At 40.5% G+C, this 26,421-nt stretch carries 26 protein-coding genes; 8 read left to right on the top strand and 18 right to left on the bottom strand.

Annotated features, from left to right (window positions below):
- Positions 1–315: 315 nt before the first annotated feature.
- The 3 genes from SporoP32a_RS13175 (at position 316) to SporoP32a_RS13165 (ending at position 2,852) form a co-directional block, all read left to right on the top strand.
- A complete protein-coding gene (locus tag SporoP32a_RS13175; protein WP_085428314.1) occupies positions 316–792 on the top strand; it encodes a VanZ family protein in 477 nt (158 codons plus the stop codon).
- A 91-nt stretch (positions 793–883) separates the two neighbouring features.
- Positions 884–1,183 (top strand): hypothetical protein, encoded by a 300-nt coding sequence (locus SporoP32a_RS13170; RefSeq protein WP_085428313.1) that lies wholly within the window; start codon positions 884–886, stop codon positions 1,181–1,183.
- A 256-nt stretch (positions 1,184–1,439) separates the two neighbouring features.
- Positions 1,440–2,852: a GGDEF domain-containing protein gene (locus SporoP32a_RS13165; protein WP_085428312.1), complete on the top strand. Its 1,413-nt coding sequence runs from the start codon at positions 1,440–1,442 to the stop codon at positions 2,850–2,852.
- A gap of 126 nt (positions 2,853–2,978) precedes the next feature.
- Here SporoP32a_RS13165 and SporoP32a_RS13160 read toward each other — a convergent pair whose 3' ends face one another.
- Positions 2,979–3,560, bottom strand: a complete 582-nt coding sequence (locus tag SporoP32a_RS13160) for a 3D domain-containing protein (protein ID WP_085428311.1) — start codon at positions 3,558–3,560, stop codon at positions 2,979–2,981.
- Positions 3,561–3,833: 273 nt separating this feature from the next.
- Between SporoP32a_RS13160 and SporoP32a_RS13155 the strand changes: the two genes are divergently transcribed.
- Positions 3,834–4,442: a general stress protein gene (locus tag SporoP32a_RS13155; RefSeq protein ID WP_085428310.1), complete on the top strand. Its 609-nt coding sequence runs from the start codon at positions 3,834–3,836 to the stop codon at positions 4,440–4,442.
- A gap of 129 nt (positions 4,443–4,571) precedes the next feature.
- The gene (gene mgtE, locus SporoP32a_RS13150; protein ID WP_085428309.1) at positions 4,572–5,930 is read left to right on the top strand and encodes a magnesium transporter; all 1,359 of its coding nucleotides are present in this window, start codon (positions 4,572–4,574) and stop codon (positions 5,928–5,930) included.
- Between the two features lie 167 nt (positions 5,931–6,097).
- Here the strand turns inward: mgtE and SporoP32a_RS17365 are convergent, their stop codons facing one another.
- Positions 6,098–6,220: a hypothetical protein gene (locus SporoP32a_RS17365; RefSeq protein ID WP_255396870.1), complete on the bottom strand. Its 123-nt coding sequence runs from the start codon at positions 6,218–6,220 to the stop codon at positions 6,098–6,100.
- A gap of 103 nt (positions 6,221–6,323) precedes the next feature.
- Between SporoP32a_RS17365 and SporoP32a_RS13145 the strand changes: the two genes are divergently transcribed.
- Positions 6,324–6,689 carry a DUF2188 domain-containing protein gene (locus tag SporoP32a_RS13145; RefSeq protein ID WP_085428308.1) on the top strand — a complete coding sequence of 122 codons (366 nt, stop codon included), beginning with the start codon at positions 6,324–6,326 and terminating at the stop codon, positions 6,687–6,689.
- Positions 6,690–6,733: 44 nt separating this feature from the next.
- Here SporoP32a_RS13145 and SporoP32a_RS13140 read toward each other — a convergent pair whose 3' ends face one another.
- Positions 6,734–7,297 (bottom strand): DUF488 domain-containing protein, encoded by a 564-nt coding sequence (locus tag SporoP32a_RS13140; RefSeq protein ID WP_085428307.1) that lies wholly within the window; start codon positions 7,295–7,297, stop codon positions 6,734–6,736.
- 242 nt (positions 7,298–7,539) lie between these two features.
- On the opposite strand from SporoP32a_RS13140, the gene SporoP32a_RS13135 reads away from it, so the two are divergent.
- Positions 7,540–8,379 (top strand): diacylglycerol/lipid kinase family protein, encoded by an 840-nt coding sequence (locus SporoP32a_RS13135; RefSeq protein ID WP_232319536.1) that lies wholly within the window; start codon positions 7,540–7,542, stop codon positions 8,377–8,379.
- Between the two features lie 37 nt (positions 8,380–8,416).
- Here SporoP32a_RS13135 and SporoP32a_RS13130 read toward each other — a convergent pair whose 3' ends face one another.
- The 4 genes from SporoP32a_RS13130 to SporoP32a_RS13115 all read right to left on the bottom strand — a co-directional run bounded on the left by SporoP32a_RS13130 (position 8,417) and on the right by SporoP32a_RS13115 (position 13,960).
- Entirely contained in the window at positions 8,417–9,616 is a 1,200-nt protein-coding gene (locus tag SporoP32a_RS13130; RefSeq protein ID WP_232319535.1) for an NAD(P)/FAD-dependent oxidoreductase, read from the bottom strand.
- Between the two features lie 105 nt (positions 9,617–9,721).
- Positions 9,722–12,370, bottom strand: a complete 2,649-nt coding sequence (locus SporoP32a_RS13125; protein WP_085428305.1) for an MMPL family transporter — start codon at positions 12,368–12,370, stop codon at positions 9,722–9,724.
- Positions 12,371–12,373: 3 nt separating this feature from the next.
- Positions 12,374–12,820: a MarR family winged helix-turn-helix transcriptional regulator gene (locus SporoP32a_RS13120; RefSeq protein WP_085428304.1), complete on the bottom strand. Its 447-nt coding sequence runs from the start codon at positions 12,818–12,820 to the stop codon at positions 12,374–12,376.
- Positions 12,821–12,937: 117 nt separating this feature from the next.
- Entirely contained in the window at positions 12,938–13,960 is a 1,023-nt protein-coding gene (locus SporoP32a_RS13115) for a YeiH family protein (protein ID WP_085429083.1), read from the bottom strand.
- A 127-nt stretch (positions 13,961–14,087) separates the two neighbouring features.
- On the opposite strand from SporoP32a_RS13115, the gene SporoP32a_RS13110 reads away from it, so the two are divergent.
- Complete coding sequence (locus tag SporoP32a_RS13110; protein ID WP_085429082.1) at positions 14,088–15,002, top strand: LysR family transcriptional regulator; 915 nt, start codon at positions 14,088–14,090, stop codon at positions 15,000–15,002.
- Positions 15,003–15,352: 350 nt separating this feature from the next.
- On the opposite strand, the gene SporoP32a_RS16895 is transcribed toward SporoP32a_RS13110, so the two are convergent.
- The 11 genes from SporoP32a_RS16895 to SporoP32a_RS13065 all read right to left on the bottom strand — a co-directional run bounded on the left by SporoP32a_RS16895 (position 15,353) and on the right by SporoP32a_RS13065 (position 26,415).
- Positions 15,353–15,499: a hypothetical protein gene (locus tag SporoP32a_RS16895; RefSeq protein ID WP_157129985.1), complete on the bottom strand. Its 147-nt coding sequence runs from the start codon at positions 15,497–15,499 to the stop codon at positions 15,353–15,355.
- Positions 15,493–15,741: a hypothetical protein gene (locus SporoP32a_RS13105; protein ID WP_085428303.1), complete on the bottom strand. Its 249-nt coding sequence runs from the start codon at positions 15,739–15,741 to the stop codon at positions 15,493–15,495. Before SporoP32a_RS13105 ends, SporoP32a_RS16895 begins: the two co-directional genes overlap by 7 nt.
- A 96-nt stretch (positions 15,742–15,837) precedes the next feature.
- Positions 15,838–16,077: a hypothetical protein gene (locus SporoP32a_RS16890; RefSeq protein ID WP_157129984.1), complete on the bottom strand. Its 240-nt coding sequence runs from the start codon at positions 16,075–16,077 to the stop codon at positions 15,838–15,840.
- Between the two features lie 23 nt (positions 16,078–16,100).
- On the bottom strand, positions 16,101–16,391 hold the full coding sequence (locus tag SporoP32a_RS13100) for a hypothetical protein (protein ID WP_085428302.1): 291 nt from the start codon (positions 16,389–16,391) through the stop codon (positions 16,101–16,103).
- Between the two features lie 6 nt (positions 16,392–16,397).
- Positions 16,398–18,215 carry a cation:proton antiporter gene (locus SporoP32a_RS13095; RefSeq protein ID WP_085428301.1) on the bottom strand — a complete coding sequence of 606 codons (1,818 nt, stop codon included), beginning with the start codon at positions 18,213–18,215 and terminating at the stop codon, positions 16,398–16,400.
- A gap of 85 nt (positions 18,216–18,300) precedes the next feature.
- Positions 18,301–19,608: a globin-coupled sensor protein gene (locus SporoP32a_RS13090; RefSeq protein ID WP_085428300.1), complete on the bottom strand. Its 1,308-nt coding sequence runs from the start codon at positions 19,606–19,608 to the stop codon at positions 18,301–18,303.
- Between the two features lie 143 nt (positions 19,609–19,751).
- A complete protein-coding gene (locus tag SporoP32a_RS13085) occupies positions 19,752–21,854 on the bottom strand; it encodes a methyl-accepting chemotaxis protein (protein WP_085428299.1) in 2,103 nt (700 codons plus the stop codon).
- A gap of 144 nt (positions 21,855–21,998) precedes the next feature.
- Positions 21,999–23,594 (bottom strand): BCCT family transporter, encoded by a 1,596-nt coding sequence (locus SporoP32a_RS13080; protein WP_085428298.1) that lies wholly within the window; start codon positions 23,592–23,594, stop codon positions 21,999–22,001.
- Between the two features lie 75 nt (positions 23,595–23,669).
- Positions 23,670–24,113, bottom strand: a complete 444-nt coding sequence (locus tag SporoP32a_RS13075; protein ID WP_099626267.1) for a RidA family protein — start codon at positions 24,111–24,113, stop codon at positions 23,670–23,672.
- Positions 24,114–24,129: 16 nt separating this feature from the next.
- Positions 24,130–24,864 carry an IclR family transcriptional regulator gene (locus SporoP32a_RS13070; protein ID WP_198166171.1) on the bottom strand — a complete coding sequence of 245 codons (735 nt, stop codon included), beginning with the start codon at positions 24,862–24,864 and terminating at the stop codon, positions 24,130–24,132.
- Between the two features lie 78 nt (positions 24,865–24,942).
- Positions 24,943–26,415 carry an aldehyde dehydrogenase family protein gene (locus SporoP32a_RS13065; RefSeq protein WP_232319534.1) on the bottom strand — a complete coding sequence of 491 codons (1,473 nt, stop codon included), beginning with the start codon at positions 26,413–26,415 and terminating at the stop codon, positions 24,943–24,945.
- Positions 26,416–26,421 lie beyond the last annotated feature (6 nt).

The raw sequence follows: 26,421 nt of genomic DNA, 5'->3' as shown, positions 1-26,421 counted from the left end.
TTGGTTGCAGAGCAGCAAAATACCACTCTCCTTATCTTATACCCTCTTTATACTAAAGTAATCATTAAGACTACCAGAATAAATAACAGTATCTTGGAAAGTGTGATTACTAGCTACCCGACTTAAATATTAGCATACCTTTCCTGTGTTGGTAATGGGAATTACAGGATGCATCGAACAGATTGTGGAATTACCAACCATAGGAAGTATACAACTTTCATGTTACATGTAGATTACAACTATGTAACTGAGTTTATATAAATTGAAATATAGCTCACCTACATCACAAATCACTTTTCGTGATACAATTCCAATATGAAAAAATTACTCGCACTTCTTATATTAATTGGAATACTAATCGGACTGGCGATCTCATCCAGTCAGACATACGAACAACAATCGCTTGTTTCTACATTACAAGAATTGTTACCAAATGAACCTGGTAAACATACTTTATCAACGTTGGAATTCACTTATTGGGATCGAACTATTTCTATTAAAGAACGTGGATATTATCACTTTGTTGAATTTTTAATTAGAAAGTCTGTACATTTCTTCACTTTTGGTTTTTTAGCTCTGGTAATATATTGGGTTTTACCCAATAGAAAAGGCCGCTTAGTACTAGCCGCCCTGTTCACTTTCCTTTTAGCTTGCGCTGATGAACTTCATCAGTACTTTACAGGTGGCCGTACAGCAACGATGCAAGATGTATATTTAGACATGACTGGTGCTATAGTCTTCCTTCTAGTGTTGACTTGTGCTCGTCTCATCAATCACCTACGCAAAAGGTAGTTCTATAGAATCGTTTTGATTTATTGTATTTCTTATCTTTTTATGAGCATACTAATCTGTGCTATGATATCGCGAAATAGGAGGTTATCTAATGCATAACTCGAGCGATCAGCTAATTCTATCGCTTAGCTATATTTCAGTTCAACGAGTCGTAGATCGCGTGGAACAAACTACACAAAAAACGTATCATTCCATCTGTCTTTTCCAAGATCGTATCACCACTTCTTCTAGAACATTTCTTTTGAAGCACGTATTCGACCTTTCCTACAGACCATTTTCCGGACATACGGGATTATTTTATCTTCATACGAATGAAGGCGTGTTTACATTTGAGATTGAAGAAGAACCAGAATACTTTATTTCATTATTCAAGCAGATTCAGTCCAACTAAGAATTTATATTGTATAAACCAACGTCCTATTTCATATTTTGAATTAGGACGTTTATACTTTTAAGGCGTCGGGTATAAACAACTATCGACTATATATAAAAAAGACGCTATTGATAGAATATTCATCGAATACTTAATATTTCAATACACTTTAAAAGCAATTAGATGATATAATAGTATTAATAATTTATATCACTCATTAAATCCTTTGAACTATAATCGATACTATTACTTCCTATTATGGAGGAGGGCAACTATGAACAGGGAACATGAGATAACTGCCATTTCTACGGGCATTGATCATGCGTTGAACACGGGTAAGTATTATGAAGCAATCGAACTTGCAACTCAGTTATTAAACAAAGCTGAATTACATTCTATAGACGAAGTGATTTTAACCGCACATTACATTTTGGCTTCCACGTATTACTACATTGGAAATTTCGAAAAAGTTCTTTACCACATTGAAAAACATCATGCCTACTGTCTATTGAATGGAAACAAATCTGATTGGATGCGTTCATATTATCTACAATATCTTGTTAGTCAGTTTGCTTCGGATTACGATAGAGGTGAGCGAGTGTTAAAAGATATGCTCTCGAGCGCACTTGATTTAAAAGATCACTCGCACATTAGCATGGCGTATGGAAGATTAAGCCACTTACACAACAAAAAAGGTGAATATGAACAAGCGTTAGAATATGCAAGTCTTGGATTACGCTATGCTCAGTCAAGAGAAGTGGAAAGAGAACTATATTTAATCCAGGCACATTTATTTCTAATGGAATCCGCTTTAAATTTACAGGACGCTCACTTAGCCCTAAATAGTATTAACTATGTGAGCGATTTATCCGATCTATCCAACTGTCCTCGCGAGAAAGTGTTTTATAAATTTTTGAAAGCAAGGATTCATGAATTATTAGACGAGCCCGAAATTGCTTTTCATTATTATACAATCGCAAAAGAAAATGATAGTTTGTTGAATGATTATGCCTCATTAAAAGACATACAGCAAAAGAGAATTGAGTTAGCTGAAAAAATTTGTGACTTTGATGAACTAGCCATCATCCAGAAAGAATATATTGAATTACTACATGAAATGGAACATATAACCTGGGTTAAAGCAGCACTCGAACTACAAATCCGCTTACAAAGTGCTTCATGCAAAACAAAAGAGAATATAGATTACTTAACAGGCCTTTTTAACAGAAGGTATCTGGAAGAAACTACTGATTTGAAGCTGAAAAAGGCATTGAAAACTAGAAGTTCTGTTGTCTGTATAGCTTTCGATATAGACAATCTTAAATCTATTAATGATACGTTTGGCCATCTCATGGGAGACGAAGCGATTAAATTTGTCGCGCATACTTGTTCTAATGAAATAAGAAAAGAGGATTTATTAGGACGGTTTGGCGGAGATGAGTTCGTTTTGGTCATGCAAGATATCTCTTTAGAAGATGCAAAGAGAAAAGCTAATTTACTGGCCGAAAAAGTCATGTCACTATCAGCCAACTCGGATATTTTACCCATTCCCTTAACTATAAGTATTGGTCTAGGTGATAATACGATGCATAATGTACAAAGTTTTAAAGATTTATTCCATTTAGCCGATCTCGCTCTTTATCAAGCGAAGAAGAACGGGAAAAATCAAGTCATGACGTATGTATAACATTAGCAAAGAGCCCTTCAAAAGGGTTGATATTTATTGTTTTAAATAATAGGCGTACTCCTTAATATAATTTTTCAAACAAAAAAGCTCACATTGGCATAACTGCTAATGTGAGCTTTCGATTTATTAGTTCAATACTTTTACTTTTACATTTTTACGTCCCCATTGGTAAGCACGTGATTTATTTGGAATAAATACGTCGATTTTCTTACCTTTGATAGCTCCGCCAGTATCTCCAGCGATTGCATATCCGTAACCTTCAACGTGAACTTTTGTTCCTAATTTAATAACTCGTGGATCTACTGCGATTACTTTTAAATTAGGGTTCTTTCGTAAATTCAATCCTGTACGTGTAATACCTGAACATCCATTACAATGAGCTGTATAAGCAGTTGCGCTTACCATAAGTTCTTTAGATACACTCGCTCCATTTGAACGGGATGGTGTGTTTTGTTTCTTTGGTGTGCTAGCAGCCACTTTAGAAGACTTCACCAAACGTAATTTTTGTTTTGGATAGATAACTGTTGATTTCAAGTTATTCCATTGCTTGATATTAGAGACCGACACTTTATGTTGTTGAGAAATTTTATATAGTGTGTCACCTTTTTTTACTGTATGAACTGATGCCGCAGCAGATGTTTCGTTCATTCCGCTTGTGAATACTGTGATTAACATGGCTACTGTCAATGCAAATAATAACTTCTTCAATATGCCACCCCTAACGATTTGATAGCCTCAGCTTACCAAGTTTATATTACAGTTAGATTACAACACTAAAACAATACAATGACAACGGTAAGTCTAATGTTACAAATAACATGTTTCTCGTATGAATTAAAAGATAATTTAGGTATATACACACATGAACTTTATTACATTTTGACACACAAACTATTCTACATGTTTTATAGGAATCAGAATGGGTAAGTTTATCAATAGCGCGGAGATCATATTCTACCTAATCTAAGGAGGAGCTAATGTATGAAGAAACGACACGTAGTAGGAACATACGATACGGACAGAGAAGCGATTGCAGCAATTGAAAACCTTAAGCATCTTGGATTCACTGCAGATGAAATCTCTATCATTAGTAAAGACCCTGACCAGTCAGAGTATGTAGTTGAACAAACAGAGACTCACGCTACTGAAGGAGCAGCAACCGGTGCCGCTACTGGCGGTTTGATTGGTGGAGTCGGAGGGATCTTGACGGGTATTGGGGCTCTAGCTATTCCAGGCGTTGGACCAATCATTGCAGCAGGCCCTATCGTGGCAGGTATTACAGGTGCCGCAGCTGGAGCAGGAATAGGGGGACTTGCTGGAGCTTTAATCGGCATGGGAATTCCCGAAGAAGAAGCCCATCGTTACAATGAACATTTTGAACACGGTAAAATATTAGTTCTAATCGATTCAGATCTATATGATCCAGTTACACATACACATTCCACGTATTCAACCGATCCAACAGTTGAACATACGCATACACATGTGAATTCAGAATCTAGTCCATTGATTGATCCGAACCCATTTGCTAAGGACCACAGTTATGATCCATTAACAGATCCAAAACCAGCTAATAAAGATCATTTATAATAATTTATCTAAAAAAGTCTCTTAGGAGGCTTTTTTTATTGTACATATTGAGTAAATTGGTTTCTACCCTACTATATAAGGGAAAGAATGAAGGACTATAACTATTTACAAATAAGTGAGGTGCGCTAGATGCCAGTGACACGTGATCAAGATGATGTTTCACGAGCGATTATACAACTGATCAAAGATGGCAATGTTGAGTCTTTAAAAAAAGCTATTGACGAACTGAAGCCTGAAGAAGTGGCTGATCAGTATAAACGATTGCCCCGAAAACGACATACTGTGTATTTAGAAGTATTAGATAAAGATAAACTGATTCATATGCTGGCTTTTTTATCGAAAAGTGAACAACTGAGAGTACTTGAATTAGTAGGTCCAATTCGTTCTACAGAACTTTTAGACGAAATGAAAAGTGATGATTTATCCTGTCTATTATCTGATCTTCCAGATAAACAAGTGGAAAAACTGATAGCTAAAATGCGTCAAGAAGAAAAAAAGAATATCCATAAGCGCCGAAAGTACCCAAAAGATTCTGCTGGACGAATTATGATAACACGCTATGTATGGATTCATCAGTCCTACTCCGTTGAGAAGACGATTGAAAAGCTCAAGCATTATGAAGCGTTTGCTCACTACTTGAACTACGTTTATATCATTAATGACGAAAAACAATTAATTGGTGTGCTTTCATACCGTGATTTATTACTTGCGGAGGCAGATGTTTGTGTTACGGAAATTATGGAAACAGGTGTAGCAAAAGTTTTGGATACAACTGATCAGAGTGACGTAGCCAAAATGATCGGTCGATATGACTTTGTATCACTACCTGTTGTGAATGAACAGGACGTTTTAGTTGGAATTATTCGTACGGATGAAGTACTCGATTTAGTTGTTAGAGAAGCAAACAAAGACATAGAAATGTTATTTGCTTCTGGTAAATCCATTGACTTCAATACAAAACCACTTATAGCTGCATACCGTAGACTCCCCTGGCTCATCCTGTTGCTATTTATCGGATTGGTATCGGGAAGTATCATTTCTAAATTCGAAGATACACTTAACGCCGTTGTAGCTCTCGCGTTCTTTATGCCGATGATTGCAGGTATGACAGGCAATACAGGTACACAGTCACTAGCAGTCGTAGTGCGTGGGCTTGTGTCTGAAGATATGACAATGAAGAGATCCCTTCATTTAATATTCCGGGAGCTAATCGTTGGAATCATACTAGGTGTAGTCTGTGGTGCCTTAATTTCAGTGATTGCTTATATATGGCAAGGCAGTTTTACACTTGGATTAGTAGTCGGTTCTTCTTTAGTCGTCACACTTATTATCGGAACGATTGCAGGTACTGTGATTCCGTTGATCCTTAATAAACTCAAAGTAGATCCTGCAGTCGCTTCAGGTCCTTTGATTACAACTATTAATGATATATTGTCATTGTTGATTTATTTTGGTATTGCGACTATGTTCATTTCAAAATTAATGTAGTTGAATATTCTGATTATTATGTATATAGCGGAGTGAAATGGCATAATATAATGTAATGAAAGGTTCGTGTAAGGTATTTGTAATATATCTCAGTTTCATGCCAAAGACTACAGAAAGATGACATTTTTCACAGTTTGATGATTTACGTTTATTACGTTTTTGATAGGTTATACTACTAGTAACAGCAACTGCACAAATGGATTTGGGTTGAAGTTTGGTGCAGCTGGATTTGTGATAGCGAAGAAGTAAAGTCGAATAGTTTGTACCGCTTCGTCGAAGAGCGTGTACATAATCAAAGCTCCGCGGCCATGGGTTGACCGCGGAGCTTTGTTTTTATTTCGCTGTTTATTTTTAATGAGGAAAGGGAATTTGTGAAACAGGAGGTGTTTACAGATGCCATGGAGTAAAAGTAATTATCCTACTTCACTAAAGAACCTAAATTCTGAAGTACGAGAGAAAGCCATTGAAATTGCTAACGCGTTGTTGGATGAAAACTATTCCGAAGAACGAGCGATTTCCATTGCGACAGCTAAAGCACATGAGTATGTCGAAGGCAAAAGCGAAGGTCGTCCTCACTATGAAGTGAAACCACGAGAGAATGAGTGGATTTTTCGTAAGACTGGAAGTGACCATGTGATGTTCAAAGAAGAAACTAAATCAATATTGCTCGAAAAAGCTAAAAAATATGTCAATGAACACAATGGAGTTTTAAATATCTTCCACGCGGACGGTTCGCATGACAAAACATTATACGAATAACTGTAAAAACTAAGTGCCCTTCTATTAAATAAAGGGCACTTAGTTTATGTTTCTTCACTAGGTTCTGGAGGATACGTCACTTCCCCATCATCTAACACAATCGGTTCAGCCCCCCACTTCCCTACTTCATGATCTTCAATTAACGTCTTTTCCTTAGGTCCATCAATAATATGTTTTACATTCCAACCATGTGTGGCGAGCCAATTACTAATTAATAAGCGATGGCATCTTGCCGGATGACGCTCTGAACAACATATTGCGATGCGCTTTTCTGAAGCTTCTTTCATCAATTCGTCGATTCCCTCTTGGAATTCAGAAGTCAATGTGTAATCCGCGTAATTGTGAAAGGATTGATTATTCCATCCTTCATTGACTTCATTATCAACGGTTTTGGATTTTCTTCTACGTCCTCCCAATTTTTCGCAATGTCGATAAGCAATGCCATGCGCAGGTAACCATTCTTTCATTCGATCCTCATGGAAATGTGGGAATTTGCGACTGCCGGGAAATGCCCGAACATCTACTAGTTTCTGAATACCGGCATCGTCCAATAATTTTAAAAACTCTTCTTCCGTATGTGTGGAATGCCCAACTGTATAAATTTCCATAACTACTCACTCCTTATATTTCTACTATTCCCTCGGATTCGAATAGAATAACCTCCTTTCCATTTTTGTTACCTACTACTATTCAAGCGGGAAACTTTGACGCATGATGAAAAACACGGGTTCATCGTCTCCTAGTTTCTACATCTGAAATTCGGGAATGATAAAGTAAAAAGGAAGTGAAGACTATGCTTCATTTCAAACGAGCATTGTTTATATATAACTGTACCGCCGGAGAAGATAACATGACACAGAAACTTTCTGAAACGCTTCACATATTTGCGCAAGCAGTCGACGAACTCATTGTACTGAACTCAGCTTCTGAAGCAGAACTCCAACTAGCCTGCGTGAAATATAGTGATCAAGTCGACTTGTTCATTATACTCGGTGGTGATGGCACTGTTCATACATGCATTAACAGCATTGCGCCACTTTCTGTCCGACCGATCATAGCCATATTGCCCGGTGGTACGTCAAATGATTTTAGTCGATCTTTAGGTATCCCTCAGCTACTGAATGAAGCAGCCACTGGAGTACTTAACGGATCAATTATCGAAACAGATGTCGGCAAAGTAGGTGAGGGCTACTTCATGAACTTTTGGGGCATTGGATTAGTTACAGAGACGTCAGAAAACATTAAGCCCGAAGAAAAGAAACGTTTTGGTTCAATTAGTTATGTGCTCAGTACATTGCGCACTCTCAAACAAACAGAACCTTTTCACTATAAAATTCGATCTACTGACACGGAATTAGAAGGTGAAGCTATTTTATTGTTTGTGCTTAATGGACGCTTTATTGGTACAACTGAGCTACCTATCGCGCCATTGTCCCCATTCGACGGCAAATTAGACTTACTGATCGTAAAAGACACTAACTTCGCTGCCTTTAAAGAACTATTTGCATTACAAGATCCTCTCGTCGAAAATGAGCAACTAGCTGAACTTGAATATATACAAGTAGAGTCATTAGAAATAGTAGATCCTATTGGGAGTAAAGTAGACATGGATGGGGAAATTTATGAAGAAACTACACAGAGAATTACTGTCTTACCCGGCCATTTACAAATGATACAAGTTAATAGTTAGTAAAAAGGTAGCCGGAGAATAGTCTCCAGCTACCTTTTTAGCGTTCTATTTCCAATATCGGTTCATTCGAATTTGATATACCGGCCAATTCATCACGCAGTAAATAAGCACCGAGCATGCTATACACGGTTCCGTTACCACCAAGCCCAATCAAATAATAGATATGTGGTTCAAATGGATGGCGACCGATTACTGGCAATTCATCTGTCGACTCACCAAATAGTGCAGTCCATTCGTATTCAAAATCCAGTTTCTGATTCGGGAACAAGTCTTGTAATTCCTGTTTTAATTGTGAAAACTTCTTATCTATCGCTTCTTGTGAGTCAGGTAGTGTGTCCATATTCTGATCCAAACCACCCGCCACAATTCGATTTTCATCTGTTAATCGCATATACAAATAAGGTCGTTTCGTTTCCCAAATCATCATACGGTCATGCCAGAATGACAAATCATCGATCGGCTGAGTAGCAATTGCATACGTCACTTTTAAGTCTTTCTGAGGGATCGACATATCGGGAGTCGGTGCATAACCCGTCGTGACAATAACGGACTTTGCCTGAAATTCTCCATCTGTCGTTTTTATTAATACGCGTTCTTCGGTATCCTGAATTCCCAGCACTTCAGTATGTTCAAATATATCCATACCCTTTTCATACGCATAGTGGATTGCACCCATGCATAAACGTAGAGGGTTTACTTCCGCATCCCCTTCTGTCACAATAGCGGCTGGTTGGGAGAATGGGAAGTGTGCTTCAATATCTTCTGGCTCCCAATACTCGACAGGGAAATCATATTTTTGTAGCGCTTCGAACTCCTTACGCAATCTTGCTACATCTTCTTCCGTACTCGCATAATATAAGCTTTCACGCGAATGGAAATTCACATCAAACGGTGCATGTTCCGCCACGTCTTTCAAATTCTTCATCGCTTCTTTGCAGCCTTTATAAAACTCGACTGCTTTTTCTTCACCTATTTGCTCCATCAGTTCGTGTAACATAATATCATTGGAGAATTGCAATAACCCGGTATTGGCTGACGTACTTCCTCCACCTACATCTTCTTGTTCAATCAACACAATAGAGTAGCCTTCATTCGACAAAACGTACGAAGTGAGTGCACCTGACATCCCTCCGCCTACTATCGCCACGTCATACAACTCTTTACGCTCCGTTTTCGGAAAACCTTCTTTTTCAAAAGTCGATTCCCAATATAATGATCCTGTATGTAACTTCATCATGAGCTATCCCCTGTCTAATCGTTTTCACTCTATTTACCCACTTAGATAGGTCATATAAACATAGACAAAAAAGACACTCAGCCATTATAGCCGAGCGTCTTTACTTCATCCTCTAAACGGCCACCAGACACCTCGTCCGAATGAAACCGTAATTGCTGGAATGAGCAATGGCAAAATAATTAAACCATATAGCAATAATCCCGAAATAACGATAGTTGCAATTTGTACGAGACTCAAAACACCTGAAGGCATCATGGCACCGAATGTTCCTGCTAAGATTACGGCTGCTGTAATAATAACCGTACCCATTTTCGCCATTGAATACATCAATGCTTCCTTGATCTTCATACCCCCGATACTCTCTTCGCGGAAACGATCGAGTAAGAAGATCGAGTAGTCTACACCGAGCGCAATGAGCATGATGAATCCGAAGAATGGAACAGCCCAACTAATTCCGTCATAACCTAGACCGTTGACAAAAATCAGTTCTGTAATCGAAATCGCCGTATAGTATGTCAGCAATAACGAACCGATCATATAAAGCGGCATGATTGCCGAACGGAATAAAACGAATAACACAACGAACAATCCAATTAACATGATCGCTACGGTACGCGTAAAGTCAGCTGACGAAATATCATTTAAATCCGAGTTAATACTTGAAATACCGCTGAACGCTAAATCCGCATCTTCAAATGGTGTGCCGATAACGGAACGCTTCACTGAATCTTTAATATCATGAACTGTAGAAATCGCTTCACGTGAATAAGGATTTTCCTCTAGTATGACTTCCATCAAGATTCCTTTTTTATCGTCGAATGTGTAACGATCGATCACTGGAGTGAACTCTTCATTATCAAGCGTTCCTTTAGGAATGAATAACCCCGTATCGCGCACACTTTTCGTATCCGCCATATCAGCGAGCAAACCAGCAATCTCCTGAAGTCCTGTAGTCACTTCAGCCAACCCGTCCTTCGAAGCTTTCACGCCACTACCAAGCTGTTTCAAACCACCTTTTAATTGGCCGATTTGTGAACCGCTTTGGTTAATTTGTGATCCTGCTCCTGCGATACCGCTGCTGATCTTATCCAATTCATTTCCTAATGCATCCAATCCACCAGCTGCTTGGGCTGCTGGTAAACCTTGTTGTAAGCCACCCGAAATCTGAGCGAGCTGACCGTTGATTTGCTCAATACCATTTGCCGCTTGGATTAATCCACTACCGCCACCCGCTCCACCGGAAGGTAGTTGGTTAGCTGCATCTCGCAAATTATATTGTACAGTTGCCAATCCTAGACGAATTTCCTGTATACCATCATTCGCCTCCTGCATGCCGTCCGCCATCAAGCCAACTTGGTGATCTACATATAAGTCTTCTAATAGTTCACCAGTCGGACGTGTAACAGTACGGACACTTTTCACGCCATCTACTTTCTCTAAATCACGAGAAATAGCTTCCAAATACGTAACGTCTCCTTCTTTAACGATTGGAGAATCTTTCTTCAGTAATACTTGTACAGGCAATGAATCCCCTTCACCGAATGCATCAGAAATGAGGTTCAACCCAATGACAGATTCTTTGCTACCATCAATTTCATCTACTGTATTGAATGAGAGAACATTGTCATACGTCAACAGTAGCGGAACCGTGATGATAGCTACAATCAACATGGAAAGTAGTGGACGCATGACGGATACTTTACTGAACGCAATCCATAATTTACTGTCCTTATGAGAAGCGGCCCCTTTAGCTGGCCAGAATAGCTTGCCTTTCAATATAGACATCAATAATGGAACAACAGTGAATAGAACGAGCATTAATACGGCAATCCCGACAGCTACCGCAACTGCTGACTTAAATATCGGGAAATCTGCAAAACCGATTGCTGCGAAACCGATAAACACTGCAAGTCCACTGATAAATAATGTACGACCTGCTGTTTTATAGGTGTTAATAATCGCTTCTTCCACTTCATGGCCTGCAAGTAATTCTTCTTTATAACGGCTTAGCAACAGAATACAATAATCTGTTCCAAGACCGAATAAAATTGCCACTAAGAATATTTGTGTATAGTTCGAGACTGGGAATCCAAACCAGTCGATGAAAAACGCCACGAATGATTGACTTAATAAATAGGCAATTCCCACCGCCACTAACGGTACGAATGGAGTGATAATCGAGCGGAATACAATGAGCAAGAGAGCAAATATCAATACAACGGTAATCACTTCCGTCTTTTTCAATCCTTCTTGCGCGCTCTCATTCACATCATTATTAATGATGGCTTCACCTGTCATATAGACTTTGTCATCTTTTGATACGATATCTTTCTCGATTTTCTCTGCTAACTGAATAACTTCTTCTTGCGTACCGTCTACAGTAATCGGAAGCAAGACGGTTTTCTTATCCTTTGAAACAAGTTGCCCTTCCATTTCTTCACTTTCAAATGGATCTAAGACATCTGTTACGATTTCACTAACTTTCTTAATTTCTTTAGCTGCAGCTGAAATTTCTTTTTTCTTTGTTTGATCTGCTGCTTTTTCTAAATCATATACTAACGAAATCGTTTCATCTGCTTGCCCTGCATCTTCTAACATTTGCGCAGCCTTTTGCGAGTCTGCCGAATCGAGCAATTGGAATGATCCTGCCTTCTCTGCTTGCTTCGCTAAATCAGGTGCAAGTATGAACAATACGGCAGTCAGCACAACTAATCCTATCGCTATAGGCCATTTGAATTTCAATACAGTTTTCACTCGTTATCTCCCCCTCTTTACTAAAATCGATTTTAATTTACGGAATGTTTCAATGAATTGTTCCAGTTCTTGTTCGTCTATACGATCTTCGAACAATTTTTCGATACTATCATATATTGCTGCATTTGAGACAGACAGTACTTCAAGACCTTTTGCGGTCAGTGAGATTCGATTGATCCGCTGATCGTTTGGATCTTTTTCTGACTGGACAAGATCTTTCTCGACGAGTTTCTTAAGGCGTGTCGAAATGGCACTTTTATGTACACCTTGAATCTCCGCCAATTGTCCACTAGATAGATAGCCATAGGCAGAAAGAATTTTTAGTACTTGGATTTGCTCTGGAGAGTAGTCTTTCCAAATCGGCACATCCAAATTTTTTACAACATGTTCCGTTCCGTAAATTATAACTTCTTCAAATAATTCTACTGCTTCTTGAAGTTGATCTTTCAAAGTAGTCCACCCCCTAAACCAATAATTAATAGTTTAGGGGGTGGACTAAATAAAGTCAACAAAAAAGCCAGCTTAAAAGAGATGTTCTCTCCTGCTGGCCTTCATTGGAATAATCTATTAAATAATACAGTACGCGATGACGGATAGTAGGATGGATGTTACTGTCATAGCAGCTAGCGGACGCATCGCACGATCTTTTAAGTCTCGTAGACTGACGTTTAGTCCAAGTCCTACCATAGCCGCTGTCAGTAACCATGTGGTCAGTGTGAAGACGCCTTCCATTACGTTGTCAGAAACGGGAATAGAATGTCCGAATACATAGCTTCCGAGGACACTTAAGACAATGAATCCTACTAAGAACCATGGAAACTCTATTTTAGCACCCGATTCGTCAGTATCTTTGTTTTTGCGTCTCATTATGAAAATCAAGATAAAGCAGAGTGGTACTAATAGGAATACACGACCGAGCTTGGCTAGTAAAGCTATAGCTAAACCGTCTTCTCCTGCAGGTGCACCAGCTAATGCAACATGCGCCACTTCATGTAAACTGATTCCTGCCCACATTCCGTACTCGATTGAATCAAGCGGAAGGATCGGACGTAAAATAGTGTAGCCAATCGCAAACACGGTACCCATTAACGCGATAATTCCTACACCAATTGCGGTATCTTCATCTTTTGCCTTAATGATTGGTGCAACTGCAGCAATGGCAGCCGCGCCACAGACCCCTGTTCCGACCCCTAAGAGCAAGGAAATATTTTTATCTGCTTTAAATACTTTAGCAAGCCAGATCGTCATGAAGATGGCAAAAATGATGACCCCTACATCTCGAGCGAGTAAGCCAAGACCGTCACTTAAGACTGTATCTATATTTAATTTCAACCCATATAAAATAATAGCAGCACGTAGTAAACGCTTCGATGAAAATGCGATCCCACTTCGGATTATTTCAGGATAGCCGAAGATTTGACGGTATGCTACCGCGATAATAATTGCGCATGCCAGTTGTCCGATATGATCGAAACCTGGTACCTTTGCTAATAAATACCCTAAAAATGCAATGAAGAATGTAAATGCTATTCCACCGACCCATGATACCCATTTGGATGGATGTTTCGGTTCATGCTGTTCCGGAATCATTTTTGAAGTAACCACGATGACATCACCTCCTGACACAAGTATATAAAAGCATTCGCTATAAGAGAAATAACAATTTATAATAGGTATGATAAGTAAAACGATATACATGGAAAGGAGTTGCTTTGTCATCGACCAGCAACTGCAAGTATTCATCGAAGTAGCCGAGAAAAAGAACTTTTCAAGAGCAGCGGAAGAACTGCATATGACACAACCCGCTGTCAGTCAGTATATCCGTTCATTAGAAGAATCCATTGGCGTTCGACTACTTGAGCGGACTAATAAATACGTGCGGCTCAATCAAGCTGGAGAAATTGTCTATCATCACGCAAAAGAAATCATCGGACTGTATTCTAGAATGCAGAATTTAGTTGATGACTTAGCTAACAAAGCAAGTGGTCCACTTACGATCGGTGCCAGCTATACGTTTGGAGAGTATGTTCTTCCACACATCCTGTCCAAGCTTGTCGCGGATTATCCATTGATCGAACCGCAAGTGACGATTGGCAATACAGCAGACATTGCGGAACTAGTCATCACTCACCAGCTCGATGTAGGCTTGATCGAGGGACACTTTAAGGAAGCCGCGCCTTTGCAGAATGAAGATTTTGCAGAAGATGAAATGTACGTCGTCACTTCCGTCGATCACCCACTTGCACAGAAAAAAGGACGTCAATCCATTACTGAGTTAGAAGATGATATTTGGTTGTTGCGCGAAGAAGGATCAGGTACACGCGAAGCGGCAGAACTATTCTTCTATCAGTCAGGATTTTATCCGAAACGTATTATGCAGTTTAGTAGTACCCAACCGATTAAAGAGTCCGTGGAAGCAGGTCTTGGCGTGAGTTTGCTGTCACAGTGGGCGATCCAAAAAGAGTTGCACTACGGTGATATGAAGGCGTTGTCTATAAAGGGAACGCCATTTAAACGTCATTTTTCCATTGTGACGAATTCCCCTTTCCAAACGAAGGCGTTGCAGGTTTTTATTGAGTTGTTGAAGAATAGTGAGGAATTAACTGTGTTGAATGTGCGTAGTGAGGGGTAGTGCTGGTGACGTGCGAGTATACGGGTAATTTGTTGGTAGAAGTAAGTAGGATACGATGGTAGGTAGTTGTTTTGCAAACCCTTACTCTTCCTTGTTTTGTGCAGGGGTTGTGGTTTGACTGGCTATGCAAGTGTGGCGGGCATTGGCCCCACTTCGGCGGTGGTGGATGGCTTCCGCAATGAGCCAGACAGGAAAGTGCGCCTGGCTGTCTCATTGCTACGCCTACCACGTGCAGCCGCCTTCGTTAGACTGGGTGTAGGGCGGTTCAGTTACTTGTTTTTCTAGTACACGGATAATTTGTTCGTACAGGTAAGTAGGATACGATGTTGGGTAGTTATTTTTGCAACCCCCTACTCTTTTTTGCTTTGTGCAGGGGTAGTACTTTGACTGGCAATGTAAGTAGGGCGATCATTGCCGCCACTTCGGCGGTGGTGGATGGCTACCGCAATGAGCCAGACAGGAAGTGCGCCTGGCTGTCTCATTACTACGCCTACCACGTGCAGCCGCCTTCGTTAAATAGTGTGTAAGTCAGTTCTGATTCTTCTTTTGCAAGAATAGGAACTAGTACCACCCAGTTACTGGTTTTATCTCCTATAAACCACAAACAAACTTGATAAGTACTTGGTAGCGCAGGCACAACTGCGGGGTAGGCCGTGGCCATGAGACAGCTAGCAGCCCCACCGCTAGTTGGCTCATGGCTGGAGGCAATCCCCCACGTGCCTGCGCGAGTCCAAAGCACGAGCCCTCACTACTTTCAATGACCAAGCCAAACTCGAGCAACGATCCAATCTATCTGTTCTGTACTTTTCCAACACCGAAGAAAGGTATCACCCAGTCACTGGTTTTCTTCTTCTATAAACAACAACCTAACTTGGTTCCCACTCAGTAGCACAGGCACAACTGCGGGGTAGGCCGTGGCCATGAGACAGCTAGCAGCTCCACCGCTAGTTGGCTCATGGCTGGAGGCAATCCCCCACGTGCCTGCGCGAGTCCAAAGCACGAGAACCCTCACTACTTTCCATGCACAAGCCAATGTCGAGCAACGATCCAATCTATCTGTTCTGTACTTTTCCAACACCGAAGAAAGGTATCACCCAGTCACTGGTTTTCATCTTCTATAAACAACAACCTAACTTGGTTCCCACTCAGTAGCGCAGGCACAACTGCGGGGTAAGCCGTGGCCATGAGACAGCTAGCAGCTCCACCGCTAGTTGGCTCATGGCTGGAGGCAATCCCCCACGTGCCTGCGCGAGTCCAAAGCATGACCCTCACTACTTTCAATGACCAAGCCAAACTCGAGCAACGATCCAATCTATCTGTAACGTCGAGCAACACCCCTACCCCACATAAAAAAGACTGCCAAAGCAAGAAACTCACTTTGACAGCCACATTTACTTATGAATTAGCCGGAACCCCTTGCTTTAACTTCAACACCACCAACTGATCACCAGCATCCAACGAAATCTTCTTCTGAAGCGTAGCAAAAACCAACGTCTCATTCTTCTTCTTCACAAACAACGCAGTCGCCGTCTCCGGAATAATCTCCTTAAACACTAAATCAGTATCCGTACCTTCCCACTCGAACAAACCAATTTCATAATCCGTATTAATCTTGCGGTTTAGCTCTGGGAACGTTGCGCCCTCTTCGAATAACAAATGAGCTTTCAGCGAAATCGGCAATGCCGACTTACTCATTGTATGATTGGAAACAGCCGTAAGGGAAAACGTATTGTTAAATCCAAACTCTGGCGCAAACGATTGTGTAATCAATGCGTTATAAGAGGCATCTCCAGTCATCGACAGAATCGTATCATACGGTGCCAAATCAATAGAGAATCTCGATCGTTCCGATAACATCTGACCCATGAACGTGTCAATTCCCGCTTCAATCGCAGGGCGTAAACGTCCTTGTGAAGGATCGACTATCAATACCGGGATATTCATTTCTTTTAATTGCATAGCTAATTGAATTGAAAAACTACTTGCGCCTACTATGAGCACGCCTGGCGGTTCATTACTTGCCAAGTTCAACTTTTTCGCTAGCGGTCCTAACGTAAATCCATGCGCAGTAACCGTAATAAACACGAGAGCAAAAGTCAACGCTGTCAGCAAAGTAGCTTCTTCATAACCATCTTCTGCAAGTGTCGAAGCGAAATAACCAGCAACAGTCAATGCGACAATTCCTCTAGGCGCAATCCAGCCAATGAGCAACTTCTCTCGCCAGACCAATTCGGTACCAATCGTCGAAATCCATATCGATAATGGTCGAACAACAAACAGCATAACCAACACGAATCCTATAATCGGTAATGTAAATATCTGCGCAATCGTTTCTCTTGCGAGCGAAGCTGTTAATAAAATAAAGACTGTAGACGTCAACATGACGGACACATTTTCAACAAAATGACCGACGTTTCCAATAGATGAAACATAGCGCTTCGAGCGCCCCAAAACCAGCCCCATCACAGTTACGGCAAGCATACCCGTTTCGTGCATAATGACTTCTGCCATCGTAAAGCACAGCAACACAAACGCCAAAATGACGGGTGATTTCAAGTACTCAGGAAATTGACCTCTATTAGCCATGACGCTAATCAATAATCCCATTACTAACCCTAGAAGTGCAGCAAGTGCAGCACCACCAAAGAAGTTTAATAAGTAATTCATCGATAAATGATCATTCGTCAATACCTTGATCACTTCATATGCAAACAACGCAAGCAACGGACCAGCAGGATCTACGATAATCCCTTCCCACTTAAGTACGGCAGCGGTTCGCGCTTTTAACTTTGCATTACGTAATAAAGGAATAATGACGGTTGGACCCGTTACTACAAATAGGCCTCCAATGATGAACGACACTTCCCATGTTAATCCCGCAATATAATGTGCTGTAAAAGAACCTAAAATCCATGCTAAAAATGCACCCAATGTAACAACTCGGAAAACAGACTTCGAAATGTCCTTTATTTCCCGAAAGTCTAGATTGGAACTTCCTTCAAATAAAATAATAGCAACAGCTAGTGAAATGAGCGGACTATACAGCTCGTCCAAAGCCACTTCTGGATTTACCCACCCCATGATCGGACCTATTAATAAGCCTGCAATCGACATGATGAAAATAGATGGCCATTGGATTTTCCACGCTAGCCATTGCGAGAAAATACCGAGTGCTAAAATGGCTACAATGCTAATCAGTGCTGCTTCTTCCATTGATACACCCGCCTTCATAATGATCTTATTATTTGCTCAGTGTACCAAATGACGAGCAGTATGCATACTAGAATGACATTCTAGTTTATAAGTCTTCCGCTAACTGAATTAACCCGTCTGAAGAATGGGCGATTATTTCAATTGCTTGATTGATTTCTTCCAAGATCTGAACAGTGTTTTCAATGGATACTCGTGATTCATCCGTTTGTACTTTCATTCCCGTTACCGCTTGAACAATCTCATCGTAGGATTGCGTCACTAGTTCGTTTTCTTTTGCACTTTCTTGAATCAGCTTTTCCATCAATTTCATGAAATTTGCCATCTCAGTGATATTCGTTTTGGTCTCCTCAATCATGCCGGTCACTTTACCAATCGCTTGTTTCGTTTCTGTCGACAAATTTCGCACTTCAGCCGCAACTACAGCAAACCCTTTGCCGTGTTGCCCTGCGCGCGCTGCTTCAATTGCGGCGTTCAATGAAAGTAAATTTGTTTGGTCGGCTATAGAAGTAATAAGCGTCACTACACCTTGAATTTGTTCAGAAGAATGATGTAGCGCCTTCATCCGAGTAGTAAAATCTGCCATGTGTTCGACTATTTGCGCAAATTGTTCAGATTGAGTGACTACTAGTTCCTTCCCCGCCAATGAAGTGTTTTCTGTCTCCGTAATAAAGTAAAGACTTTGGATCGTCATATTTTCTAGCATACGTGCTTTATCGGATAACTCTTCTGTCGATGCGTTCGTCTGCTCACTAATTGCTGCTAGATTCTGGGACGTATTCAATACTTGATTCTTCACAACGGTTTTCGATTCTTCAACCTTTTGTCGATTCAATGCATTTTCTTCTTCATACGCATCCAAAACTAACTGTTGTTCAAAGTTCATAACCTTCATAAAAGCACGCAATGTACTAAATTGTCTTTTCTTCGGCATGTCTACTTGTTCAACAAAAGAGAAAAATTCTTCATACAATGATTCAACTGCTGCTAGATACCATTTTGGCTCCAAACCGATATGTACGTGGACCTTCGCGATAATTCGTCTTTGCTTCAAATAGCTTTCATCAATCGTTCCACGAAATATTGACTGCATATGTTTTGTCAAGGAACCTTTCAAGCGATCCATACTACTATGTTCCGCAATAATATGCAGAAGTTGAGGTTGTCCATCCATTGCTTGATAGAAACGATCCGTCATCAAAGGTAATACAGGTTGTATTTGTTCTTGCATGCAGGAGAGATACTTCAAATCTGACTCTGTTAGATTAATCATCCGCAGTTGTTGTTTTATATCAGGATATTTTTCTAACGATATACTACCGACACTATACTGTGCAGGATGTTGGTCTTTATCTGTTGCTAGTTGTTTTTTATCTCTTTTAAATAAACGTACCATTTGGCTTCAACTCTCTCATGTAATATTAGTAAGTCTTTTATTCTATTTCCTTGTTTATTTACGATACAAAGCTTATGTAACAATGTATATAGACAGATAAAAACAGAAGTGGACAATGCCACTTCTGTTTCTCACATTATTCATTATGATAATTTAAATCGATCCACAACACTTCGTAATTCTCCTGCAATTTGGTTCATCTGATTCGTAGAGTCTGCCACATTTTCCAATTCACCTTGTTGCGCGGCAGCTGATGCACTCACTTGTTCAGATGACGCGGCCGTCTCCTCTGAAATAGCGGAAACATTTTGGATAGCTAAAATAGCTTCATCTTTGTATTCCATCATTTCAGCAAGCTTCTCAGATAGATCCGTAATTGACTCGCGTATTTGATCGGTGATACCCGCATTTTGTACAAAGGATTCTTCCGTATCCGTAACGGACTGATTTTGACCATCCATTGATTTCATGTTTAGATCAATCACTTCAACCGTCTGGCGCGATTCTGATAATATTTCTTTTACAGTTTCTTGAATTACCTCAGTTTCTCTGCGAGATTGTTCCGCTAGCTGACGCACTTCATTGGCAACCACTGCAAATCCTTTACCACTATCACCCGCACGTGCTGCTTCAATGCTCGCATTGAGCGCTAGCAAATTCGTACTTGCCGTAATACCATGCAATGTTTGAATGACCTGATTAATAGATAAAATCTTATTTGTCAGCGTCTGGATTTGAAGTTGTACTTTTTTATTCATTTCATTCGCTGACGTATTATGATCACGCAGTTTTCTCACTTCCGACATTCCATTCTCCGCAGAATTAGAAGCATCTGTAGATAACTGATTCATCGTCATAAACATGGTATGGATGTGATCCATGCGGTCTGCCAAGTCTGAAATTCGTAGGCTTGTCACTTCTGTATCTTCAGATTGTTTTGATGCGCCTTGTGCAATTTCATCTGTCGCTACCGATACTTCTTGGTTCGCAGCTACTAGCTCTTCAAAAGCATGTGTCACTTGCGATGATGAGTCACTTAATTGAACCGAAGACTGTTGGACTGTTTGCAAGGCTGCATTAGTCTGGCGGAGCATATCATTATAAGCGAGTGATACTAATCCTATCTCATCGCGATGTAGATTCTGTTCATCTACCATCATAGTTAAGTCTCCTGCAGCAGCTGTTTCCATTGATTTCTGCAACGTTTTTAAAGGTCTTAATTGGCGATAAATAAATCCTGTTGATGCGATTGACATCATCAAAACAATCACAATAGCTGAGATAATCGTAATCCATAAGATCGTATTGAATGTATCTAGAATAACCGATCTTGGTGTCACGGTCTGCACTGTCCACTTTTCATTAATATCTCGTAAGTTGATAGGTGCAAAAGCATTAAATGATTCTTCGCCTAAACTCTGGGAGTCTACATAAGTACTTGTCAGTTCACCTTTATCGAGTACGACTTTAGCAGAATTCCAATCAATCGCATCTGCCATATTGGTATCGTTCAATTCAGGCTTCAGGCTGTTTGCCGTAATAAAACCAGCATCGGTAATAATAGAAGCATAACCGCCTTCTGGTTTAATGGTTTTTACTACATCCGTCAAGAAATCAATTGATAGGTCAGTAGTCAACAAACCAAAATAATTTCCTGAGGCATCTATCAACGGGACGGAAATAGTAGTCATGAGAATTGTTTGACCGTTCGTTTCATATGCATAGGGTTCAGTCAAAATGGAGCGCGCTTCATTTTTCGGAACGGTATACCAGCTATTCGCTGTGGGATCATCCATTCCACTTAATGGTTCAACTTCAGTCGCATTGTCTTTCTTAAAGATATAAGGAATGAATTGCTGATTTTCATCAAGAAGATTTTTGGGTATAACTTCCCCTTCAGAAAATGCAGATTGGTTAACTACAGCTGCCATACCTGTTGCGTCATCATTCTTCTGTAAATTGTTCTTAATGATTCGAATGATTTCATTGGGATGCATATCACCTGTTGCTTGTAATGTTTCTAGTATATGACTAGTTGTACGTAGCATTTCATTCGTTTCTTTTAATTTCACACTCAGTACGAGTGAACTTTTGTTTGCACTTTCTAATGCAAATTCCTCGGCATCTTTAATACTTTGCTTATGTAACATGACACTTGTAACGACTGAGTATACTAAAAACAGTAATAAGAATAATGCGATAATTAATCCTGAGAGTTTCATCGCAATACTTGCAGACTTCTTCACTTTATTGGCCCTCCTAGTAAGTTATGAGTAGATCACTAGTATACCTTTAGTCCTTACTAAATGTATACTGTTTTAGATGAATGTCACATAAAAAAACCTTGCCTAGTAGACAAGGTTACTTTCAGACTATTATGTCCCTTCTGATTAGTTTGTTTCGTCATGTACTGTGTCATATTTCTTTTTCTTTGTAGAATTAATTTCTATACTTTCCACTGTCTTTTCCTCTCCGAATTGTTCTGCGTACAGCAGCTTAGCAGCTTTTGGAGCAGCCCAAAATGTCGGTAATAGTAAGAGTGAGACCGGTATGGCAGTCACTACAATAAATGATTGAATTGCCTCGACTCCGCCTTCACTGATCATTAATAGTACGCTCGCAACCGCACCCATGATGACCGCCCAAAATATGCGCATAGTTTTAGGCGGATGTCCGTCCCCCGTAATCGCAACGGATATCGTATACGCCATGGAATCCCCTGTTGTGACAACGAATAATATGGTTACAAGGAGAAATAATGGTCCAATTATCATATTTAAAGGCAGTTGCTCGGTAATGGCTATCATCGCCGCAGGCATACCCGAAGTATTTAGCGCTTCTGATATTACGCCAGGCTGTGCCAGTTCATAAAATATGCCTGCACCTCCGACAGTGGTGAACCAAAATGCAGTAACAATTGGTGCCGTAATAGATACAGCTAATACTAACTCGCGAATTGTACGTCCGCGTGTAATCGTAGCGATAAAGATCGCCATCATCGGTCCATAACCGAGGAACCAGCCCCAGAAAAAGATTGTCCATGATCCAAGCCAACTAGAATCCCCCCGGAATGTAGCCATGCCAAAGAATTCTTGTAGATGGATACCCGATGATGAAATGAACGTATTGATAATAAATCCGCCTGGTCCCAAAATCAGAATAGCAACCATTAATATCAATGTAATGATTACATTTAAATTACTCAGGAATTGAATTCCTTTGCGTAATCCCGTTACAGCTGAAACAGTAGCAATGGCTACGACGCCGATAATGATAAGAATCTGTGTCATTAGCGTATTGGGTACACCAAATAAAGCTTCCATTCCATAAGCCGCTTGCAGACCAAGAAATCCAATTGGTCCAATTGTACCGGCAGCTACTGCAATGATGGAAAACGCATCGATAGTAGTTCCTAAGACACTTTTACGCATGATCTTTTCACCGAGAATTGGATAAAGCAATGTACGCGGCTTTAACGGCATTCCTTTAGAATAATGAGCATACATGAGTACTATTGTCCCTAACGTACCAAGTATTGACCATGCAAGGAACCCCCAATGCAAATACGATTGAGCGAATGCTGGGATAATAGCACTTTCCGTTCCGGATACTGCTTCCGTGAATAGCGGAGGTCGATCTAAAAAGTGATACATCGGTTCTGCAGCGGCCCAAAAAACGCCACCCCCTGCAAGCAACGTCGTCATAATCATCGCTAGCCATTTGAAATAACCGATTTCCGGCTTATTCATTCCACCCAAGCGTATCTTCCCGTACTTTGAGAATGCCAGAAATAGCGCGATAAAAAATGTACCCATTAATAATATTTGCCAAAACGCTCCAAAATATTTTACAGCGAATGCAAATGTCCAATCTACCATATTTGCCACGAAATCCAAGTTAATGAATGATGCCACGACAAAAGCTACAAGCAATCCGCCGCTGATAAATAATACGGGACGATCCGTTTTTGATTCATACTTATTCAAAGTCTTGCCTCCTCTAAGTTGCGATTGCTTGTAACCGCTTACTTTATGTATAGCGGAGAAGTTTTCTCCACTTTATTATTTCACTTCCACAATAACATCGATTTCAACAGCAGCACCACGTGGCAACATCATACCTACTGCAGTGCGTGCGTGTGCGCCTACATCTTCACCGAACACCTCAACGAGTAAATCCGAAGCACCGTTCATAACTTTTGCTTGTCCAGTAAAATCGAATGCAGTGTTGATCATGCCAAGCAATTTAACGAACTTTGTCACGTTCGACAGCTCGCCAACTTCTTCTTTAATCGTTGAAAGTGCGAAAAGAATAGCTTGTCTTGATGCCGCATAACCTTCTTCAATTGTCAGTGTATCGCCTACTTTGCCGATCACATCGTACGATAGTGAACCGGATAGAAATAATAGATTACCTGAGCGTACACAAGATATGTAATTTCCACCTTTTGCACGTTTTTCAGGTAGTTCCAATCCTAGTTCTTGTAATTTGTCTTCTGGTCTCATTTTTATCCCATCCTTTTCATAATGCATTCGTTATTTTTTCTGTGGCAGCAAGCAATGTGGCTATATGCGGTTCCATCGTTTTGCGATTCCATCTAAACATCGGCCCTGAAACAGATAAAGCACCAATTACACGATTTTGCTTATCAAAAACTGGTGCCGACAACGCAGCAACATTTGTATTGATTTCTTCTTCATTCGTTGAATAGCCTTGATTTCTAACTTCTTCTAAAATCTGTTCTAGCTTATTTCTTTCCTCCACGCGCAGCGTAGCTAGTAATCTGTCCTGTAATTCAGGTGGCTGGAAAGCGAGAATAGCCCGTCCACTTGCACCTATATGAATCGGCAATCGTTTTCCGATTCCAACCGTGCGTCTGATTTCTTGCTGACTTTCATATTCCAGTACACAAATACGCATTTGCCCTGTAGGCATATAAAAACCAACTGTCTCTCCAGTATCATCTCGCAATGACATAAGCCATGGTTCAACGACGGGTGCAATAGGCATTTCCGTCAAAATTTTATTAGCATAATCCAAAAAGATTGTTCCTAATGAATATAGTTTTGAACGGGGATCCTGAAATACCATACCTTCTAGTTTCAATGTTGTAAGCAAGCGATGCACAATTGTTGTCGATAAACCAAGACCTTTGCTTATATCACTAACACCTTGTGGACCCGATACATCGTTCAAATAGTTGATCACAGATATCGCACGCACTACTGTGGACGATACTTCCGGTGTCTTAGTCATTTTCATGAACTCCTTTTACGCTTTGAATAGAAAAAAAGAGGAATGAATGCTCTATTCCTCTTTTTGGTCTACCCTTACTTAGTTGCTGTTAATATAACGTGTTTTGTTCTGGCAATAGAATTCAACCGCTTCACTGCCGAGTTCTTTGTAAGTTCCAGTACTTGATTGCTTATATCCACCAAATGGTGCCTGGAAGAACGTACCTGTCGTTGTCATGTTGACTTTAACAATACCTGCTTGAATTTCATTCAATGCACGGTTCATGTATGTCAAGTTGCGTGTGCAGATCGCTGCAGACAGGCCGAATGCTACGTCGTTTGCTACTTCAATCGCTTCGTCAATCGACTCGATTTCGATGATGCTGATAACAGGACCGAATACTTCTTCCTGTGCAATCGTCATTTCCGTCTTCACACCACCAATTACTGTCGGTTCCACGAAATACCCTTTATCCGAACCTTCGAATTCAGGAATACCGCCACCGGTCAAGATTTCTCCGCCTTCAGCTTTCGCTTTTTCGATTAAATCAAGTGTTGATTGACGCTCTCCGTCACTAACTTGAGGTCCCATTGTTACCCCTTCGTCCATGCCGTTACCGATCTTAATTTTCTTAGAAGCTTCCACTAGCTTATCCGTGAACTCTTGACGAATATCTTTGTGCACGAGTACGCGGCTAGTTGCTGTACATGCTTGACCTGTTTGACCGTATCCACCTGCTACTGCAAGTTGAACAGCTGCATCCACGTCTGCGTCTTCCATGACGAGCAATGGGTTCTTACCACCCATTTCAAGCAATACACGCTTCATATCTTTTGCTGCTTCTTTATAAATTAAGTTACCTACACGATTTGATCCTGTGAATGTAATGGCTTTTACTGCAGGATGATTGATCATTTCTGTTACTAGACGACCCGGTCCTACTAATTGGTTAACAACACCAGCAGGAACGCCAGCTCTTTCAACGATTTCGATGAACTTCTGTGCTGTCAATGGTGTTTCAGATGAAGCTTTCAACACGACTGTGTTACCGCTTAGGATAGCAGGTGCGATTTTCCAAGCTGGAATTGACAATGGGAAGTTCCAAGGTGTAACAACTAATACGACACCTAGTGCTTCTTTATGCAATTCGATTTGAACGCCCGGTACGTCTGATTCAACGATACGTCCTGTCATGCGACGACCTTCTCCTGCGTAGAACTTCACGATACCTGCTGCATAGTTTACTTCCTTAAATGCATCAGCATATGTCTTTCCTTCTTCTTGAACGATAACGCGTGCGATTTCATCTGCTTCTGCTTCCATGATTGCTGCAATTTTGTATAGATATTCGCCTCTTGCAGGAGATGGTGTTTTGCTCCATTCAGGGAATGCTTTTGCTGCCGCATCGATAGCTGCTTGCGCATCGTCAGCATTGGATTGCTTAACTTTTACAACAAGCTCGTCTTTATTCGCAGGGTTTCTGATTTCCAACATATCTGTACCAGAAGTTTCTACCCATTCACCGTTAATATAGTTCTTCAATACTTTCACATCGTTTGTAACTGTCATCATGTATAC

It is taken from the genome of Sporosarcina ureae (genome assembly GCF_002109325.1).
GTDB lineage: Bacteria > Bacillota > Bacilli > Bacillales_A > Planococcaceae > Sporosarcina > Sporosarcina ureae_C.
Note: the sequence above shows the minus strand (reverse complement) of the source record. Positions and strands in the feature narration are given on the sequence as shown.